This is a genomic window from Pseudomonas sp. B21-041, assembly GCF_024748675.1.
GTDB classification, from domain to species: domain Bacteria; phylum Pseudomonadota; class Gammaproteobacteria; order Pseudomonadales; family Pseudomonadaceae; genus Aquipseudomonas; species Aquipseudomonas neuropathica.
Map to the genome: position 1 here is coordinate 4,030,570 of NZ_CP087175.1, position 17,326 is coordinate 4,047,895.

The 17,326-nt window shown below is 59.3% G+C and carries 15 protein-coding genes; 10 read left to right on the forward strand and 5 right to left on the reverse strand.

Annotated elements, in window-relative coordinates; translation table 11 throughout:
- Positions 1 to 33 precede the first annotated feature (33 nt).
- On the reverse strand, positions 34 to 684 hold the full coding sequence (locus tag LOY43_RS17725) for an N-acetyltransferase (RefSeq protein ID WP_007912451.1): 651 nt from the start codon (positions 682 to 684) through the stop codon (positions 34 to 36).
- 321 nt (positions 685 to 1,005) lie between these two features.
- Between LOY43_RS17725 and xthA the strand changes: the two genes are divergently transcribed.
- Entirely contained in the window at positions 1,006 to 1,818 is an 813-nt protein-coding gene (gene xthA / locus LOY43_RS17730; protein WP_064389273.1) for an exodeoxyribonuclease III, read from the forward strand.
- A gap of 163 nt (positions 1,819 to 1,981) precedes the next feature.
- Complete coding sequence (locus tag LOY43_RS17735; protein WP_220556503.1) at positions 1,982 to 3,316, forward strand: substrate-binding domain-containing protein; 1,335 nt, start codon at positions 1,982 to 1,984, stop codon at positions 3,314 to 3,316.
- A 119-nt stretch (positions 3,317 to 3,435) separates the two neighbouring features.
- Here LOY43_RS17735 and LOY43_RS17740 read toward each other — a convergent pair whose 3' ends face one another.
- Positions 3,436 to 4,665, reverse strand: a complete 1,230-nt coding sequence (locus LOY43_RS17740; RefSeq protein WP_095050781.1) for an acyl-CoA dehydrogenase — start codon at positions 4,663 to 4,665, stop codon at positions 3,436 to 3,438.
- A 171-nt stretch (positions 4,666 to 4,836) separates the two neighbouring features.
- Here LOY43_RS17740 and LOY43_RS17745 point away from each other — a divergent pair, with 171 nt between their 5' ends.
- From LOY43_RS17745 to LOY43_RS17755, 3 genes are all read left to right on the forward strand, one after another.
- Positions 4,837 to 5,766, forward strand: a complete 930-nt coding sequence (locus LOY43_RS17745) for a LysR family transcriptional regulator (protein WP_016986544.1) — start codon at positions 4,837 to 4,839, stop codon at positions 5,764 to 5,766.
- A 196-nt stretch (positions 5,767 to 5,962) separates the two neighbouring features.
- Positions 5,963 to 6,364 carry a MerR family DNA-binding transcriptional regulator gene (locus LOY43_RS17750; RefSeq protein WP_038362702.1) on the forward strand — a complete coding sequence of 134 codons (402 nt, stop codon included), beginning with the start codon at positions 5,963 to 5,965 and terminating at the stop codon, positions 6,362 to 6,364.
- A gap of 148 nt (positions 6,365 to 6,512) precedes the next feature.
- On the forward strand, positions 6,513 to 7,412 hold the full coding sequence (locus LOY43_RS17755) for a hydroxymethylglutaryl-CoA lyase (protein WP_095124471.1): 900 nt from the start codon (positions 6,513 to 6,515) through the stop codon (positions 7,410 to 7,412).
- 665 nt (positions 7,413 to 8,077) lie between these two features.
- Here LOY43_RS17755 and LOY43_RS17760 read toward each other — a convergent pair.
- Entirely contained in the window at positions 8,078 to 9,775 is a 1,698-nt protein-coding gene (locus tag LOY43_RS17760) for an AMP-binding protein (RefSeq protein WP_220556504.1), read from the reverse strand.
- Positions 9,776 to 10,069: 294 nt separating this feature from the next.
- Here LOY43_RS17760 and LOY43_RS17765 point away from each other — a divergent pair, with 294 nt between their 5' ends.
- The 4 genes from LOY43_RS17765 to LOY43_RS17780 all read left to right on the forward strand — a co-directional run bounded on the left by LOY43_RS17765 (position 10,070) and on the right by LOY43_RS17780 (position 15,734).
- Positions 10,070 to 11,233, forward strand: a complete 1,164-nt coding sequence (locus LOY43_RS17765; protein ID WP_258708485.1) for an isovaleryl-CoA dehydrogenase — start codon at positions 10,070 to 10,072, stop codon at positions 11,231 to 11,233.
- An 11-nt stretch (positions 11,234 to 11,244) separates the two neighbouring features.
- A complete protein-coding gene (locus LOY43_RS17770; protein WP_095124468.1) occupies positions 11,245 to 12,852 on the forward strand; it encodes a carboxyl transferase domain-containing protein in 1,608 nt (535 codons plus the stop codon).
- Between the two features lie 117 nt (positions 12,853 to 12,969).
- Complete coding sequence (locus LOY43_RS17775; RefSeq protein WP_093434145.1) at positions 12,970 to 13,785, forward strand: gamma-carboxygeranoyl-CoA hydratase; 816 nt, start codon at positions 12,970 to 12,972, stop codon at positions 13,783 to 13,785.
- Positions 13,785 to 15,734, forward strand: coding sequence for an acetyl/propionyl/methylcrotonyl-CoA carboxylase subunit alpha (locus LOY43_RS17780; protein ID WP_258708486.1), 1,950 nt, complete (start codon positions 13,785 to 13,787; stop codon positions 15,732 to 15,734). Before LOY43_RS17775 ends, LOY43_RS17780 begins: the two co-directional genes overlap by 1 nt.
- 40 nt (positions 15,735 to 15,774) lie before the next feature.
- On the opposite strand, the gene LOY43_RS17785 is transcribed toward LOY43_RS17780, so the two are convergent.
- Positions 15,775 to 16,434: a LexA family transcriptional regulator gene (locus LOY43_RS17785; protein WP_095050787.1), complete on the reverse strand. Its 660-nt coding sequence runs from the start codon at positions 16,432 to 16,434 to the stop codon at positions 15,775 to 15,777.
- Positions 16,435 to 16,564: 130 nt separating this feature from the next.
- Between LOY43_RS17785 and LOY43_RS17790 the strand changes: the two genes are divergently transcribed.
- Positions 16,565 to 16,903 (forward strand): DUF6124 family protein, encoded by a 339-nt coding sequence (locus tag LOY43_RS17790; protein ID WP_093434137.1) that lies wholly within the window; start codon positions 16,565 to 16,567, stop codon positions 16,901 to 16,903.
- Positions 16,904 to 17,121: 218 nt separating this feature from the next.
- Here the strand turns inward: LOY43_RS17790 and LOY43_RS17795 are convergent, their stop codons facing one another.
- Positions 17,122 to 17,286, reverse strand: coding sequence for a hypothetical protein (locus LOY43_RS17795; protein ID WP_156685516.1), 165 nt, complete (start codon positions 17,284 to 17,286; stop codon positions 17,122 to 17,124).
- Positions 17,287 to 17,326: the final 40 nt, after the last annotated feature.

Sequence of the window (17,326 nt, forward strand, 5' to 3'; positions counted from 1 at the left end):
ATAGAACAGGAAATTTCCCAAGAAGTTCGATTGTCATGCTGTTGCAGTTTGTAACACCTGCGGATTGGCGTGGAAAAATACGTGTTCGCGCACCGGGCCGACGGCAACTTCGCCGATCTCTTCGTAACCCTGCCTTTTATAGAATTCCAGATATCGTGGGTTGCCAGTGTCGAGCACTACGCCTTGCGAGGTTTCGTCAACGGCGCACCAGTTGTGTACGGCGGTCAGCAATTGTTCGCCGAAGTGTTTGCCCTGGAACTGCGGGTGAATGCCCAACAAGGGAAGCATGTGCACGGAATCGCTGGGCACACACGCGGCGACGGCGTCGTGGTATTCCAGATAGCGTCGGGTGCAACGAAAACCGGTGCTGAGCACCATGCGCAGGCGCCACGCCCAACTCTCGGTGATGCCCAAACGCCGTTGCGGTGGCGCGATCAGGGCGATGCCGATCAGGCGGTCGTTGACCAACAGGCCGATGGCGGGCAGGTCCTGCAGAAAGTGTTGTTTGACCAGTTCACGCACCGTCGCCCGCACCCGTTGCTCGTAGCCGGGGCGCTCGGCTTCGAACAGGTAGCCGAAGGTCGGCTCGTGGCGATAGGCCTGATAAAGCAGCGAGCGGGCTTCGCGGGAATAGCCGCGGTCGAGCATATGTATGTCGGCGATGGCTGTCTGGGTTTCAGGCATGACGGTGAATCTCCCCGGGGCGCGTGCAAATGGCGGCGCTCTTGTTGGTACGAACCTTGTGGTGGTGACACAGTTCCCCACAGGTATAGACCAACTCGGGATCTTCATCGACCGGTGGGGCCTCATCGCTGGCAAGCCAGCTCCCACAGGTTTCTCTGGTGTACATGAATGTTATGAACGACGCGGACATTGTGGGAGCTGGCTTGCCAGCGATGGGGCCCTCCGGGACAACACATGTCCCACAGGCCAAAATGATTTCTCCCACACTGGCCCATCTCCCCCATGTCAGCTAGCATCGCCCTTTTGCCAGGACTGCCGACCATGAAGATCGTTTCCTTCAACATCAACGGACTGCGTGCCCGTCCGCATCAGCTGGCAGCGCTGATCGAAAAACACCAGCCGGACGTGATCGGCCTGCAGGAAACCAAGGTCCACGACGACCAGTTCCCGCTCGAAGAAGTCCGCGCCCTCGGCTACCACGTGTATTTCCACGGCCAGAAAGGCCATTACGGTGTGGCGATGCTCTCGCGCAAGGAGCCGATCGCCATCCACAAAGGTTTCGCCACCGACGAAGAAGACGCTCAGCGTCGCTTTATCTGGGGCACGTTCGCCGACGCCAATGGCGTACCGGTGACCATCATGAACGGCTATTTCCCTCAGGGTGAAAGCCGCGACCATCCGACCAAATTCCCCGCCAAGCAGCGTTTCTACAGCGATCTGCAAGCGCTGCTGGAAAGCCAGTTCCACAACGAGCAGCCGCTGGTGGTGATGGGCGATGTGAATATTTCCCCGGAAGACTGCGACATCGGCATCGGCCCGGACAACATGAAGCGCTGGCTGAAAACCGGCAAATGCAGCTTCCTGCCGGAAGAGCGCGAGTGGATGGCGCGCCTGAAAAATTGGGGTTTGACCGACAGCTATCGCCACTTGAACCCGGATGTGACCGACATGTTCAGTTGGTTCGACTACCGCAGCCGTGGATTTGAGGATGAGCCCAAACGTGGCCTGCGCATCGATGTGATTCTGGCATCCCATGGTTTGCTGCCGCGGGTGAAAGCCGCCGGTGTCGACTATGAATTGCGCGGGATGGAAAAGCCTTCCGATCATGCGCCGATCTGGCTTGAACTCAGCTGATATCAGCCAAGATCAAAAGATCGCAGCCTTCGGCAGCTCCTACATTTGGAATGCGTTCCCCTGTAGGAGCTGCCGAAGGCTGCGATCTTTTGATCTGTCATCTTTTGGTCATGCGCCTGACTTAATCTCCCCGGCAATCCCCTTGGCTTGATTCGGTGCCGGCATGACCCTGCGTGTTCTGTGCGTGTTTCTCTTGAGTGCGTGGCTGACGGTTTCTGCCGCCGCCCTGCCCCTTCCTGAAAACGGCCCCGCGCTGCGCATTCAAGGTTCCAACACCATCGGCGCCGAACTCGGCCCGGCACTCGTTGAGGGCCTGCTGCAAGAGCAAGGCCTGCTGAAAATCCACCGCGAAACCCCGGACACCGCCAACGAACTACGCATCGTCGGCCAGACCAGCGAAGGTAAACGCGTGGTCGTTGAAGTCGCCGCCCACGGTTCCAGCACCGGTTTCACCGCGTTGAAAAATGCCAGCGCCGACCTCGCCGCGTCTTCCCGCGAGATCAAGGACAGTGAGTTACAGACCCTGCAATCACTGGGCGACCTGAAAAGCCCCGCCGCTGAACAAGTCATCGCCATCGACGGCCTGGCGATCATCCTTCATCCCGACAATCCCCTCCAACAACTGGACACTGAGCAACTGGCGCGGATCTTCGCCGGCGATGTGAAAACCTGGGAAGACCTCGGCGGGCGTGGTGGTGCTATTCATTTATATGCGCGCGATGATCAGTCCGGCACTTACGACACGTTTAAGGAGTTGGTCCTGAGTCGTCGTGGGAAAAGTCTGAGCAACGCGGCGAAAAGGTTTGAGTCCAGCGAACAGTTGTCCGACGCGGTGAGTAGCGATCCGCAAGGCATCGGTTTCATCGGTTTGCCCTACGTGCGTCAGGCCAAAGCCGTGGCCATTGCTGATGGCGCATCGCAGTCGATGCTGCCGCTCAACAGCCTGATAGCTACCGAAGACTATCCACTGTCGCGGCGGTTGTTCTTCTATCTACCGCCCGAAAGCAACAATCCTTGGGCGAAAGCCTTGGTGACGTTTGCGCAGAGCCGTCAGGGCCAGGCGATTGTCGCGGCAAACGGTTTTATCAGTCAGACCGTGCATGCGATGAGCGTCGCGCCGAATGCACTGATGCCCGAGGGTTATCAATCCCTCAGCCGTCACGCCCAGCGTCTGACGGTGAATTTCCGTTTTGAAGAAGGCAGCGCGAGTCTGGATAACAAGGCGCGGCAGGATCTGGCGCGGGTGATCGACTATATAAAGCGGCGTGACAAAACCGAACGCGCGGTGACCTTGGTCGGCTTTGGTGATGCCAAGGATGATCCGGCGCGGGCCGATTTGCTTTCGAAGCTACGGGCAATGGCGGTGCGGCGGGAATTGGTGAAGAACGGCGTGGTGTTGCGCGAGGTTCGCGGGTTTGGCGCGTTGATGCCGGTGGCGGCGAACAATGCGGATGAGGGAAGGATCAAGAATCGGCGGGTTGAGGTTTGGGTGTATTGATATCACCAGATCGTTCCCACGCTCCGCGTGGTAACGCCACCATGGACGCTCCGCGTCCACTGTGACGCAGAGCGTCACGGGATGCATTCCCACGCAGAGCGTGGGAATGATCAGGTGGATCAGCGTTCGCTACGCAACATTTCCTTCGGCACATACTTGCCGATCTCGAACTTGCCGATCGCCGCGCGGTGCACTTCGTCCGGGCCGTCGGCCAGGCGCAGGGTGCGTTGCATGGCGTACATGTAGGCCAGCGGGAAATCGTTCGACACCCCGGCCCCCCCATGCATCTGAATCGCTCGGTCGATCACCCGCAGTGCAACGTTCGGCGCAACGACTTTGATCTGCGCGATCTCGCTTTTCGCCACTTTGTTACCGACGGTGTCCATCATGTACGCCGCCTTCAGCGTCAGCAGACGTGCCATGTCGATTTCCATTCGCGAGTCGGCGATCTTGTCGACGTTACCGCCCAGACGCGCCAGCGGTTTGCCGAATGCAGTGCGGCTTACCGCACGTTTGCACATCAATTCCAGAGCCCGTTCAGCCATGCCGATCGAGCGCATGCAGTGGTGAATCCGGCCTGGGCCAAGGCGACCTTGCGCAATTTCAAAGCCGCGGCCTTCACCGAGCAAAACGTTTTCGAACGGCACACGCACGTTGTCGAACAGCACTTCGGCGTGGCCGTGCGGAGCGTCGTCGTAGCCAAACACCGGCAACGGACGGACGATTTTCACCCCGGGAGTGTCGACCGGTACAAGGATCATCGAGTGCTGGGCGTGGCGCGGCGCATCGGGATTGCTCAGGCCCATGAAGATCAGGATCTTGCAGCGCGGGTCGCAGGCGCCGGAGGTCCACCATTTTTTGCCGTTGATCACCCACTCGTCACCATCACGCACGGCGCGGGCAGCCATGTTGGTCGCGTCCGAAGAGGCAACGTCCGGTTCGGTCATGGCGAATGCCGAGCGGATTTCACCGCGCAACAGCGGTTCGAGCCAGCGCTGTTTCTGTTCTTCGTTGGCGTAGCGCACCAGCACTTCCATGTTGCCGGTGTCCGGTGCCGAGCAGTTGAACGGTTCCGGCCCGAGCAGCGAACGGCCCATGATTTCCGCCAATGGTGCGTATTCGAGGTTGGTCAGGCCGGCACCGAGTTCCGACTCAGGCAGAAACAAATTCCACAGACCCTCGGCCTTGGCCTTGGCTTTGAGCTCTTCCATGATCGCCGTCGGCTGCCAGCGATCGCCTTCGGCAACCTGGCGTTCGAACACCGCCTCGGCCGGGTAAACGTAAGTGTCCATGAACGCGGTCACGCGCTCACGCAGTTCTTGCACCTTGGGCGAATAAGCGAAATCCATGATCAATTACCTTCTTGGGCAGAGGTTGTTTAAGTCATGCAATCGATGCTAGAACAGCGCTGATAATTTACCTAGCCTATTCTCGGCGTGTATAAACATTCATCACCGATATATGATCGGCTGATTACCAGCCCTTAAATCACCGCCCTTAATAACAAGAGAAGCCGCGTTATGAATCTGAGTAAGGTCGACCTCAACCTTTTCATCGTCTTCGACGCGATCTATACCGAAGCCAACCTGACCCGCGCCGGGCAGATTGTCGGCATCACCCAGCCGGCGGTGTCCAACGCCTTGGCCCGGTTGCGCGAAACCTTTAATGATCCACTGTTCGTGCGCACGGCTCAGGGCATGGTGCCGACGCCAATGGCGCAGAACATCATCGGCCCGGTACGCAACGCTCTGTCGCTGCTGCGTGTGTCGGTTCAGGAAAGCCGCATTTTCAACCCGGCGCAGGCGGTCAAGACCTACCGCATCAGCATGACCGACCTCACCGAAGCGGTAATTCTGCCGCCGCTGTTCCAGCGCCTGCGCCGTCTGGCGCCGACCGTGATTATCGAAAGCTTTCTGTCCAAGCGCCGCGAGACCACCAAGGAACTGGCCGCCGGGCGTCTGGATTTCGCCGTGGATGCGCCGCTCAACACCGACCCGCAGGTGCGCCACGTCAAGCTGATGGAAGACCGCTACGTGTGTGCGATGCGCAAGGGGCATCCGATGGCAGGCAAGGAAAAGCTCTCGCTGGATGATTACCTGTCGCTGACCCATATCCATATTTCCAGCCGTCGCAGTGGTCTGGGTTATGTCGATCTGGCGCTGGGCAAAATGGGCATTCAGCGCAAAATTGCCCTGCGCTCGCAGCACTATCTGATGGCGTCGCAAGTGATGCAGCAGACCGACATGGTCATGACGGTGCCGGAGCGCTTTGCCCGTCGGCATGAGCTGCAGGCGTTTAATCTGCCGGTGAATGATGTGCCGCCAGTGGAGACGCATCTGTATTGGCATGAAAGCACTGACCAGGATCCGGCGAATCGCTGGATGCGCGAGCAGATGATCGAGTTGTGCCAGCAGGTGACGGCGCAGGAGAAGAAGCTGGATAAGGTGTAGGGCTTTTTACCGCGGCGCTGCCATCGCGAGCAGGCTCACTCCTACAATTGGTTGCATTTCTTCAGATGAAACACGGTCAACTGTAGGAGTGAGCCTGCTCGCGATGAGGCCAGCATGAACACCACAGATCATCCTTCTTGACGTAAACGTCAACCTGCCATTAGCTTAGCGCCAAGACCTTTTTTCGAGCGCTTCCATGAGCAGCCAGACTTACAGCATCTCCGACCTCGCCCGCGAGCTGGACATCACCACCCGGGCGATCCGCTTTTACGAAGAGCAAGGCCTGCTCAGCCCTGAGCGCCGTGGCCAAGAACGTATCTATTCGCCACGCGACAAGGTCAGCCTGAAGCTGATCCTGCGCGGCAAGCGCATCGGTTTCTCGCTGGCCGAATGCCGTGAACTGATAGAGCTTTACGACCCTTCCAGCGGTAACACCAAACAACTCAACAGCATGCTGGCGAAAATCAGCGAGCGCCGGGAACAATTGGAGCAGCAGTTGCTCGACATTGAGCAGATGAAGCTGGAGCTCGATACCGCCGAAGAGCGCTGCGTGCAGGCACTGGAGCAGACGCTGAAGAGCCAGCAGGCCATTCAGTAACAACCCCATTCCCTGTGGGAGCGAGCCTGCTCGCGAATGCAATTTGTCATTCGACATCTATGGTGATTGACCCGGCGCATTCGCGAGCAGGCTCGCTCCCACAGGGGGATATCCGCAGACTTCAGATAACTACAACAGGTCAACCGTCATGTCCCTCCCCTCCCAAGTACGCCTGATCGAAGTCGGCCCGCGCGATGGCCTACAGAATGAAGCCCAACCGATCAGCGTGGCCGACAAGGTGCAACTAGTCGATGCACTCAGCGCTGCCGGCCTTGGCTATATAGAAGTCGGAAGTTTCGTTTCACCGAAATGGGTCCCGCAGATGGCGGGTTCGGCCGAAGTGTTTGCACAGATCCAGCGCAAGCCGGGCGTGACCTACGGCGCACTGGCGCCGAACCTGCGTGGCTTCGAAGATGCCATCGCCGCAGGGGTCAAGGAAGTCGCCGTGTTCGCGGCCGCGTCTGAGGCGTTCTCGCAGCGCAACATCAACTGCTCGATCAGCGAAAGCCTGGCGCGCTTCGCACCGATCATGGAAGCGGCGCAACAGCACGGCGTTACCGTGCGCGGTTACGTGTCCTGTGTGCTCGGTTGCCCATATGAAGGCACGGTCGCGCCGGAACAAGTGGCGATGGTCGCGCGCGAGCTGTATGCGATGGGCTGCTACGAAGTTTCGCTGGGCGACACTATTGGCACCGGCACCGCTGGCGCGACTCGCCGCTTGTTCGAAGTGGTGTCGGCGCAGGTTCCGCGCGACAAGCTCGCCGGGCACTTCCATGACACCTATGGTCAGGCCATGGCCAATATCTACGCCAGCCTGCTCGAGGGCATCTCGGTGTTCGACAGCTCTATCGCGGGCCTCGGCGGCTGCCCGTACGCCAAAGGCGCGAGCGGTAACGTTGCTACCGAAGACGTGGTGTACCTGCTCAACGGCTTGGGTATCGAGACCGGTATCGACCTGGACGCCTTGATTGCTGCGGGTCAGCAGATCAGCGCGGTGCTCGGCCGCCCGAGCGGTTCGCGCGTGGCCAAGGCTCGTAGCGCGCAGTGAGGGGGGAAGGTGTTACCGCTGTGTCCGGAATGTGGGTTCAAGCGAGTAACACGGAAACAAATTGTCTGGTTTCGTCGGAGTGAAAAATCTATGAAATTTTCAAACTATTGATTTATAAGGATTTTTAAAAGTTGGCACGGCTTCTGCTATCTCTATGGCATAACAAGAATAAAAAGCAGCAAACCAATAAAAATAAGACGTACCGACTCTGACATAACAAAAACAACACGGCAGAGACGCAGCTAACAGATTTTTTTGGAGAAGGTGTGCTTTTCAGGGTGCTCTCAGGAGTGACCCGCAACCGGGCAGAGAACAATAAAACTACCTTCAGGTAGCTCCCGAATCGGTTGGATCGCTTAGCGAGAAAGTAGATCAGCGCTCAAAAAAATACGTTTGCTCTTGACCCCGGATGGGGGTCGCCAAAAACAGCGGTAAAGGGCCACGGTTGCCAAAAACAACAACAGACCGACCCTCAATAATAAAAAAGAGCACGCGACGACAAAATTAAAGGGGAGCTTCGGCTCCCCTTTGTGCTTTCTATAATTCCTCAATCCCCCCAAATCCCTGTGGGAGCTGGCTTGCCAGCGATTGCGGTAGATCATTCAACATTGATGCTGGCTGATCCGACGCCATCGCTGGCAAGCCAGCTCCCACAGTGTTTGTGTTCACCGCTCGATTGTTTTCAGTTCTTCGATACTGATCTCACGCATCCTGAATTTCTGGATCTTGCCCGTCACCGTCATCGGAAACTCTTCAACGAACTTGAAATGCCGTGGCGTCTTGAAATGCGCGATACGCTCCTTGCACCAGGTTTGCAGCTCCAGCTCCGAGGCGCTGTGGCCGGGGTGGAATTTGATCCAGGCAACAATCTCCTCACCGTAACGCGAGCACGGAATGCCGATCACCTGCACATCCGCCACGGCCGGATGGGTGAAGAAAAACTCCTCAAGCTCACGCGGGTAAATATTCTCGCCGCCACGAATGATCATGTCCTTGTTGCGCCCGGCAATGTTGACGTAGCCCTCCTCGTTCATGCTCGCCAGGTCGCCGGTGTGCATCCAGCCCGCGTCATCGATGGCTTCGGCGGTGGCTTGCGGATTGTTCCAGTAACCGAGCATCACGCTGTAGCCACGGGTGCACAGTTCGCCGATGGTGCCGCGCGTCACGAGGTTGCCGGCTTCGTCGATGATCTTGCTCTCCAGCTGTGGCTGGGTGCGGCCGACGGTGGTCACGCGCAATTCCAGCTCATCGGTCGGGCCGGTTTGCAGCGACACCGGGCTGGTTTCGGTCATGCCGTAAGCGATCTGCACTTCGCTCATGTGCATCTCGCTGATCACCCGACGCATCACTTCGATCGGGCACGTCGCGCCCGCCATGATTCCGGTGCGCAGGCTCGACAGATCGAATTCGCCGCGTTGCGGCTGGTCGAGCATGGCGATGAACATGGTCGGTACGCCATAAAGACCGGTGGCTTTTTCTTCGGCGACGGTTTGCAGGGTCAGCAACGGATCGAAGGCATCGCTGGGGTAAATCATCGTGCTGCCGTGGGTGATGCAACCGAGGTTGCCCATGACCATGCCGAAGCAGTGGTAGAGCGGCACCGGGATCACCAGACGATCGCGCGGGGTCAAGCCGATGCTTTCACCGACCATGTAGCCGTTATTGAGGATGTTGTAGTGGCTGAGGGTTGCGCCTTTGGGGAAACCGGTAGTGCCGGAGGTGTACTGGATGTTCACCGGTTGATCAAAGTGCAGGCTGTCGCTGCGTTCGCGCAGTTGATCGGGAGAGATGCTGGTGGCCAGATCGGCCAGTTGCGACCACGGCAGAAAACCTGACGGTGGTTGCGCGTCAAGGCTGATTACCCCACGCAGTGCGGGGAGGCGTTCGCTGCGCCATTGGCCGATGGGTTGCTCGGCCAGTTCCGGCACCAACCCTTGCAACATGGCGTGGTAGTTGGAGGACTTGAACGCCCCGGCGCAGACCAGCCATTGGCAGCCGGATTGCTTGAGCACGTATTCGAGTTCGGAGCTGCGATAGGCCGGGTTGATGTTGACCAGGATCACGCCGATTTTTGCCGTAGCAACTTGGGTGACGCACCACTGCGCGCAGTTCGGCGCCCAGATACCGAGGCGATCGCCGGCCTGCAAACCCAGGGCGAGCAGCGCTCTGGCGTGCAGGTCCACCGCATCGGCCAGTTGTCGCCAGGAGTAACGCAGCTGCTGATGGCGCACGACGAGCGCTTCGCCGTCAGGGTATTGCGCGGCGGTGTGATCGAACTTCTGCCCGATGGTCATCGCCAGCAAGGCTTTGTCCTGAGATCCACGGGTATAGCTGCGCTGCGGGTTTGCACTGGGTTGATCCATGACGACCCCTATTGTCTTTATTTATGGGTTGCCGACGGTCACTTGTAGGAGTGAGCCTGCTCGCGATCTCGATCCAACTGTCAACATTTACGTCGACTGACACGACGCCATCGCGAGCAGGCTCACTCCTACAAAAACCAATCAGCTTTCAATCTTGAACTGCCCTTACTCTCGCTCAAGTTGACGTTAACGTAAAGGGTGATTGACAGCCATCCATCGCAGGCTTACGTTAACGTAAAGGTGAGAGCTGAGTGACCGCCCTCCCCACCCTACAAAAAAGCCAAAAGGTGACCCATGAGCTATCCATCCCTGAACTTCGCCCTCGGTGAAACCATCGACATGTTGCGCGATCAGGTTCAGTCCTTTGTCGCCAAGGAGATCGCCCCGCGCGCGGCGCAGATCGACAGCGACAACCTGTTCCCCGCCGATATGTGGCGCAAATTCGGCGACATGGGCCTGCTCGGCATCACCGTGCCGGAAGAGTACGGCGGCGCTGGCCTGGGTTACCTGGCGCACGTGGTGGCGATGGAAGAAATCAGCCGTGGCTCGGCTTCGGTCGCACTGTCCTATGGCGCGCATTCCAACCTTTGCGTCAACCAGATCAACCGCAACGGCAACCACGAACAGAAAAGCAAATACCTGCCGAAGCTGATCAGTGGCGAACACGTCGGCGCGCTGGCGATGAGCGAACCGAATGCCGGTTCCGACGTGGTCTCGATGAAACTGCGCGCCGACAAACGCGGTGACCGCTTCGTCCTCAACGGCAGCAAGACCTGGATCACCAACGGCCCCGACGCCAACACTTACGTGATCTACGCCAAGACCGATCTGGAAAAAGGCCCACACGGCATCACCGCATTCATCGTCGAACGCGACTGGAAAGGCTTCACCCGCAGCAATAAATTCGACAAGCTCGGCATGCGCGGCTCCAACACCTGCGAGCTGTTTTTCGATGACGTCGAAGTGCCGGAAGAAAACATCCTCGGCGTGCTCAACGGCGGCGTCAAAGTGTTGATGAGCGGCCTCGATTACGAACGCGTCGTGCTCTCCGGCGGCCCGACCGGGATCATGCAGTCGTGCATGGACCTGATCGTTCCATACATCCACGACCGCAAACAGTTCGGCCAGAGCATCGGCGAGTTCCAGCTGATCCAGGGCAAAGTGGCCGACATGTACACCCAGCTCAACGCCAGTCGCGCCTACCTCTACGCCGTGGCCCAGGCCTGCGAGCGCGGCGAAACCACCCGCAAGGATGCCGCCGGGGTGATCCTCTACACCGCCGAGCGCGCCACGCAAATGGCCCTCGACGCGATCCAGATTCTCGGCGGTAACGGTTACATCAACGAATTCCCGGCGGGCCGCTTGCTGCGTGACGCCAAGCTGTACGAAATCGGCGCCGGCACCAGTGAGATCCGTCGCATGCTGATCGGCCGCGAACTGTTCAACGAAACCCGCTAACGGAGCTGACCATGGCTACCCTGCACACTCAGCTCAACCCCCGCTCGCCGGAGTTCGCCGCCAACAGCGCGGCGATGCTCAAACAGGTCGACGCCCTGCACACCCTGCTCGCCCAAGTGGCGCAGGGCGGCGGCGCGAAAGCCCAGGAACGCCACACCTCACGCGGCAAACTGTTGCCTCGTGAACGCATCAACCGCTTGCTTGATCCGGGTTCGCCATTTCTGGAGATCAGCCAACTGGCCGCCCACGCTGTGTATGGCGAAGACGTGCCGGCCGCTGGTGTGATTGCCGGGATCGGCCGGGTTGAAGGCGTCGAATGCATGATCGTCGCCAACGATGCGACGGTGAAGGGCGGTTCGTACTACCCGCTGACCGTGAAAAAACATCTACGCGCACAAACCATCGCGCAACAGAATCGTCTGCCGTGTATCTATCTGGTCGATTCGGGCGGCGCCAATCTGCCGCGTCAGGACGAAGTGTTTCCGGATCGTGAGCACTTCGGGCGGATCTTCTTCAACCAGGCCAACATGAGCGCGATGGGCATTCCGCAGATCGCCGTGGTCATGGGCTCGTGCACTGCCGGCGGCGCCTATGTGCCGGCGATGGCGGACGAAGCGATCATGGTGCGCAATCAGGCGACGATTTTCCTCGCCGGCCCGCCACTGGTGAAGGCCGCGACCGGTGAAGTGGTCAGCGCCGAAGACTTGGGCGGTGCCGATGTGCACTGCAAGATTTCCGGGGTCGCCGACCATTACGCCGAGAGCGACGAACACGCCCTCGCCCTCGCCCGCCGCAGCGTTGCCAACCTTAACTGGCGCAAACTCGGTGACGTGCAGCAACGCGCGCCGATTGCGCCGCTGTACGCCAGCAATGAGTTGTACGGCGTGGTCTCGGCTGACGCCAAGCAGCCGTTCGACGTGCGCGAAGTGATTGCGCGACTGGTCGACGGTTCGGTGTTCGATGAATTCAAGGCTTTGTTCGGCACCACGCTGGTGTGTGGCTTTGCGCATCTGCACGGCTACCCGATCGCGATTCTGGCGAACAACGGCATCCTTTTCGCCGAGGCCGCGCAGAAAGGCGCGCACTTCATCGAACTGGCCTGCCAACGCGGCATTCCGCTGCTGTTTTTGCAGAACATCACCGGTTTCATGGTCGGTCAGAAATACGAGGCCGGCGGCATCGCCAAACATGGCGCGAAACTGGTAACGGCCGTGGCTTGCGCGAAAGTGCCGAAATTCACCGTGATCATCGGCGGCAGCTTCGGCGCCGGTAACTACGGCATGTGCGGGCGCGCTTACGATCCGCGCTTCCTGTGGATGTGGCCGAACGCGCGGATCGGCGTGATGGGCGCCGAGCAGGCGGCGGGCGTGTTGGTGCAGGTCAAGCGTGAACAGGCTGAACGCAGTGGCCAGGCCTTCAGTGCCGAGCAGGAAGCCGAGATCAAGCAACCGATCCTCGACCAGTATGAAGAGCAGGGTCACCCCTACTATTCCAGCGCACGGCTGTGGGACGACGGCGTCATCGACCCGGCGCAGACCCGCGATGTGCTGGCCCTGGCCTTGTCCGCGTCGCTGAACGCGCCAATCGAACCGAGCCGCTTCGGCGTGTTCCGGATGTGATTTTTTGTGGGAGCGAGCCTGCTCGCGAATACGGTTTGTCAGGTAGCGGAAATGTCGACTGATACAACGCGTTCGCGAGCAAGCTCGCTCCCACAGGAACCGTGGAGACGGATGAATATGAGTGACTTCAACACCCTCGAACTGCACAGCGACCCACGTGGCTTCGCGACGCTGTGGCTCAATCGCGCGGAAAAGAACAACGCCTTCAACGCCGAGATGATCCGCGAGCTGATCCTCGCGCTGGACAAAGTCGCCAGCGACGCCAGCCTGCGTTTCCTGCTGGTGCGTGGTCGTGGCAAGCACTTCAGTGCCGGCGCTGATCTGGCGTGGATGCAGCAATCGGCCGAGCTCGATTACCACACCAATCTCGACGACGCTCGCGAATTGGCGGAGCTGATGTACAACCTCGCCAAGCTGAAGATCCCCACAGTGGCCGTGGTGCAAGGCGCGGCGTTCGGTGGCGCGCTGGGGCTGATCAGTTGCTGTGACATGGCGATTGGCGCCGATGACGCGCAGTTCTGCCTGTCGGAAGTGCGCATCGGTCTGGCGCCGGCGGTGATCAGTCCGTTCGTGGTGCAGGCCATCGGCGAACGCGCTGCGCGTCGATATGCCCTGACCGCCGAGCGTTTCGGCGGACAACGTGCACGGGAAATCGGTTTGTTGTCCGAGAGCTATCCTGCTGCCGAACTTGATCAGCAAGTCGAACAGTGGATCAACAATTTACTGCTCAACAGCCCCGCCGCCATGCGCGCCAGCAAGGATCTGTTGCGTGAAGTCGGTAACGGCGCGCTGACCCCGGCGCTGCGCCGCTACACCGAAAATGCCATCGCCCGTATCCGCGTCAGCCCTGAAGGTCAGGAAGGCTTGCGCGCCTTTCTGCAAAAACGTCCGCCGAGCTGGCAAGCCGCAACCACCACCAAGGAGCCGCGTTGATGAGCGTACCTGTTCTCACCACCCTGCTGGTGGCCAACCGTGGCGAAATCGCCTGCCGCGTGATGCGCACTGCCAAAGCCTTGGGCCTGACCACGGTTGCCGTGCACAGCGCCACCGACCGTGAGGCGAGGCACAGCCGGGAAGCGGATATTCGCGTGGACCTGGGCGGCAGCAAAGCCGCCGACAGTTATCTGCAGATCGACAAGCTGATCGCAGCGGCCAAGGCCAGTGGCGCGCAGGCGATTCATCCGGGTTACGGGTTTCTCTCGGAAAACGCCGGGTTCGCTCGTGCCATCGAAGCGGCCGGGCTGATTTTCCTCGGCCCGCCCGCCTCGGCCATCGATGCCATGGGCAGCAAATCCGCCGCCAAAGCACTGATGGAAACTGCCGGTGTGCCACTGGTGCCGGGTTATCACGGCGAAGCGCAGGATCTCGACACCTTCCGCGATGCCTGCGAACGCATCGGTTATCCAGTGCTGCTCAAAGCCACGGCCGGCGGTGGTGGCAAAGGCATGAAAGTGGTCGAGGACGTCAGCCAGTTGGCCGAAGCCCTCGCCTCGGCTCAGCGTGAAGCGCAGTCGTCGTTCGGCGATTCGCGCATGCTGGTGGAGAAATACCTGCTCAAGCCACGTCACGTGGAAATCCAGGTGTTCGCCGATCAGCATGGCAACTGCCTGTACCTCAATGAACGGGATTGCTCGATTCAACGCCGCCATCAGAAAGTCGTCGAAGAAGCGCCGGCACCCGGTCTGTCCACGCAACTGCGGCGGGCGATGGGTGAAGCAGCGGTGCGTTCGGCACAGGCGATCGGTTACGTCGGCGCCGGTACGGTGGAGTTCCTGCTGGATGCGCGCGGTGAATTCTTCTTTATGGAGATGAACACGCGGTTGCAGGTCGAGCACCCGGTGACGGAAGCGATTACCGGTCTTGATCTGGTCGCCTGGCAAATCCGCGTTGCCCGTGGTGAAGCACTGCCGATCACTCAGGAACAAGTGCCGTTGAACGGCCATGCGATTGAAGTTCGCTTGTACGCCGAGGATCCTGCAAATGACTTCCTGCCGGCGACCGGACGTCTGGCGTTGTATCGCGAATCGGCCGAAGGGCCAGGGCGCCGGGTGGATAGCGGGGTTGAAGTAGGCGATGAAATTTCGCCGTTCTACGACCCGATGCTCGGCAAGCTGATTGCCTGGGGCGAGGATCGCGAACAGGCTCGGTTGCGCTTGTTGAGCATGCTCGACGAGTTTGCGATTGGCGGTTTGAAAACCAACATCAACTTCTTGCGGCGGATCATTGCGCACCCGGCGTTCGCGGCGGCGGAACTGGATACCGGGTTTATTCCGCGTTACCAGGAGCAATTGCTGCCTGCACCGGGCACGCTGAGCGATGCGTTCTGGGCGGCGGCGGCTCAAGCGGTGGCGCAGAGCCTGCCACAACTCGCACGCCAGGATGACCCTGCTTCGCCTTGGTCACTCAATAGCGGTTTGCGTGCGGGGCTGCCGCCGGAAATCACCCTGCATTTGAGTTGCGAGGGGCAGGATCGCGCCTTGACGCTGAATGCTGCCGACCACGCCAGACTGTCCGGCGAAGCACTTATCGTCGAGCACGAGGGCGTTCGTCGTACGTTGCGTGCGATTCGCCAGGACGATGCGTTGTACCTGCAATGGGAAGGCGAGTTGCGCCGTATCGAGACGTACGATCCGATCAGCGCCGTCGAAGCCCGCCACAGCCATCAGGGCGGCCTGACCGCGCCGATGAACGGCAGCATTGTCCGTGTGCTGGTCGAGGCCGGGCAATCGGTTGAGGCCGGTGCGCAACTGGTGGTGCTGGAAGCGATGAAGATGGAACACAGCATCCGTGCGCCGCATGCCGGGGTGATCAAAGCGCTGTATTGCCAGGAAGGTGAAATGGTTGGCGAAGGCAGCGCTTTGGTTGAGCTGGAAGAAGTGTGAACGGGAGGATCGATCCTACGCCTGGCGAGGATCGATCTGACTAGTAACGCGCCGTTGCCTGCACCACAACACCGATGATTCGACACTCATCGGTCAGCAGGGCTTTCGGCCACGTCGGATTGAGCGGCACCAGGTAACGCTGGCCGCCCTCTTCGTCGAGTTTGCGAAAAATCGCCTCCGTACTGTCGGGCCACTGGGCGATCACCAGTTTACCGGGCAGCGCTTCGGCGGCCGGGTCGACCAGAATCAGCATGCCTTCGGCAATGCTCTGGCCACTCGGTGCGGTCATTGAATCTCCCGTCACCGTCAACCAGAACGCCGGGCCGCGCGCGTGGTAATCCGTCAGCTCGAAGCGCTGTTTGCCGGACGCCTTGCCGTAGGACGCCGGATCGCTTTCACGCACTTCGCACGTCGTCTGCCAATCGCTGACCGGGTAACGGAAGTACGGGTTGTACTTCTGCGCCAGCGGCATCTCGTCTTCGGACGTGGGTTGCGGTTCACGGATCACCAGCACCACTTCGAGGAAATCCATGCCCAGCGCTTGCAGCACCCGGTTCATTTCAGTGATACCGGGTTCGCGACGCTTGTTCAGCCAATGGCCGATCCCGCCCTGGGACATGCCGACGCGCTCTCCGAGCTCTGTTTGAGTGATTTTGAGTTCACTCATCTTGGCCTTGACCAACTCAATCCATTTATCCATGTGCAGCACCTTACGTGGACGCCTTCGGCCAGCAAAACACATATTGTAGTATTTAAATTCTCGTCACAACTACACAGAGTACTATTCTGAAGGCACGGATTTTCAATCGACCAAGGAGTGCCCCCTCATCATGAATATCAGCAGCAAAGACTTGCCCGATCTGCAAATGGACACCACCTTCACCTCGCCCCAAGGCAATGCGGCGGCGCAACGCGCGCTGGACTATTACTTGAAACCAGCTGTGTCAGAACCTGAGGTCGACGAGCGTTTTTTCGATGTCAGGCGCCATCTCAGTGGCGAGGAAGCCCTGGTGCATGCCTCGGACCTGTTGCGCTGCGCAGCAGCCACGGCGTTCAAGGCAGCCGAAAACCTGCAAGGCGCGAGTCGCGATCTGGCATTTTCAGTGGTGCATATGGTGGATATGGCGCGGGCGATGGTCGACCATTCACTCGATGGCGATGAAGCCTGAGAAACGGAAGTGCAGGCGGACGGGAAAGAATTTTCCAATCGCGCAGGTAAAAACATTTGACTTGCAAATGATAATGATTATTATTGCAAGCAGCTGGTCGCGAGATCAGTCGATGGACCAGAGACCTTAGGTCGGTCTTCTGGACTATCTCCTCATCAGGCTAATCACGGTTTTTGACCCGGCTTTTTGCCGGGTCTTTTTTTGCCCGTTTTTCAGGCTTATGGCTTCAGGCTAATGAAGTCTTTAGGTGCTGCAAATTCGATGGCGCGGATAATATCAAAAGAATATTGGTTGGCAAGCGAAGCCCGGCCACATTGGGGCAAACTAATGCCAATTAGCACTTGAGAATCAATCGCACAGTCTCTAAGCTGCTTGCGCGTCATGGAGGACGCCCCCCGCCACACACCGCAATTCCCCTCGGTT

Coding starts and splice junctions, on each gene's coding strand:
- LOY43_RS17770 (WP_095124468.1), top strand. CDS start 11,245: ATGGCTACCCTGCACACTCAGCTCAACCCCCGCTCGCCGGAGTTCGCC.
- LOY43_RS17780 (WP_258708486.1), top strand. CDS start 13,785: ATGAGCGTACCTGTTCTCACCACCCTGCTGGTGGCCAACCGTGGCGAA.
- LOY43_RS17760 (WP_220556504.1), bottom strand. CDS start 9,775: ATGGATCAACCCAGTGCAAACCCGCAGCGCAGCTATACCCGTGGATCT.
- LOY43_RS17735 (WP_220556503.1), top strand. CDS start 1,982: ATGACCCTGCGTGTTCTGTGCGTGTTTCTCTTGAGTGCGTGGCTGACG.
- LOY43_RS17785 (WP_095050787.1), bottom strand. CDS start 16,434: ATGGATAAATGGATTGAGTTGGTCAAGGCCAAGATGAGTGAACTCAAA.
- LOY43_RS17790 (WP_093434137.1), top strand. CDS start 16,565: ATGAATATCAGCAGCAAAGACTTGCCCGATCTGCAAATGGACACCACC.
- LOY43_RS17755 (WP_095124471.1), top strand. CDS start 6,513: ATGTCCCTCCCCTCCCAAGTACGCCTGATCGAAGTCGGCCCGCGCGAT.
- LOY43_RS17750 (WP_038362702.1), top strand. CDS start 5,963: ATGAGCAGCCAGACTTACAGCATCTCCGACCTCGCCCGCGAGCTGGAC.
- LOY43_RS17740 (WP_095050781.1), bottom strand. CDS start 4,665: ATGGATTTCGCTTATTCGCCCAAGGTGCAAGAACTGCGTGAGCGCGTG.
- LOY43_RS17775 (WP_093434145.1), top strand. CDS start 12,970: ATGAGTGACTTCAACACCCTCGAACTGCACAGCGACCCACGTGGCTTC.
- xthA (WP_064389273.1), top strand. CDS start 1,006: ATGAAGATCGTTTCCTTCAACATCAACGGACTGCGTGCCCGTCCGCAT.
- LOY43_RS17725 (WP_007912451.1), bottom strand. CDS start 684: ATGCCTGAAACCCAGACAGCCATCGCCGACATACATATGCTCGACCGC.
- LOY43_RS17745 (WP_016986544.1), top strand. CDS start 4,837: ATGAATCTGAGTAAGGTCGACCTCAACCTTTTCATCGTCTTCGACGCG.
- LOY43_RS17765 (WP_258708485.1), top strand. CDS start 10,070: ATGAGCTATCCATCCCTGAACTTCGCCCTCGGTGAAACCATCGACATG.
- LOY43_RS17795 (WP_156685516.1), bottom strand. CDS start 17,286: ATGACGCGCAAGCAGCTTAGAGACTGTGCGATTGATTCTCAAGTGCTA.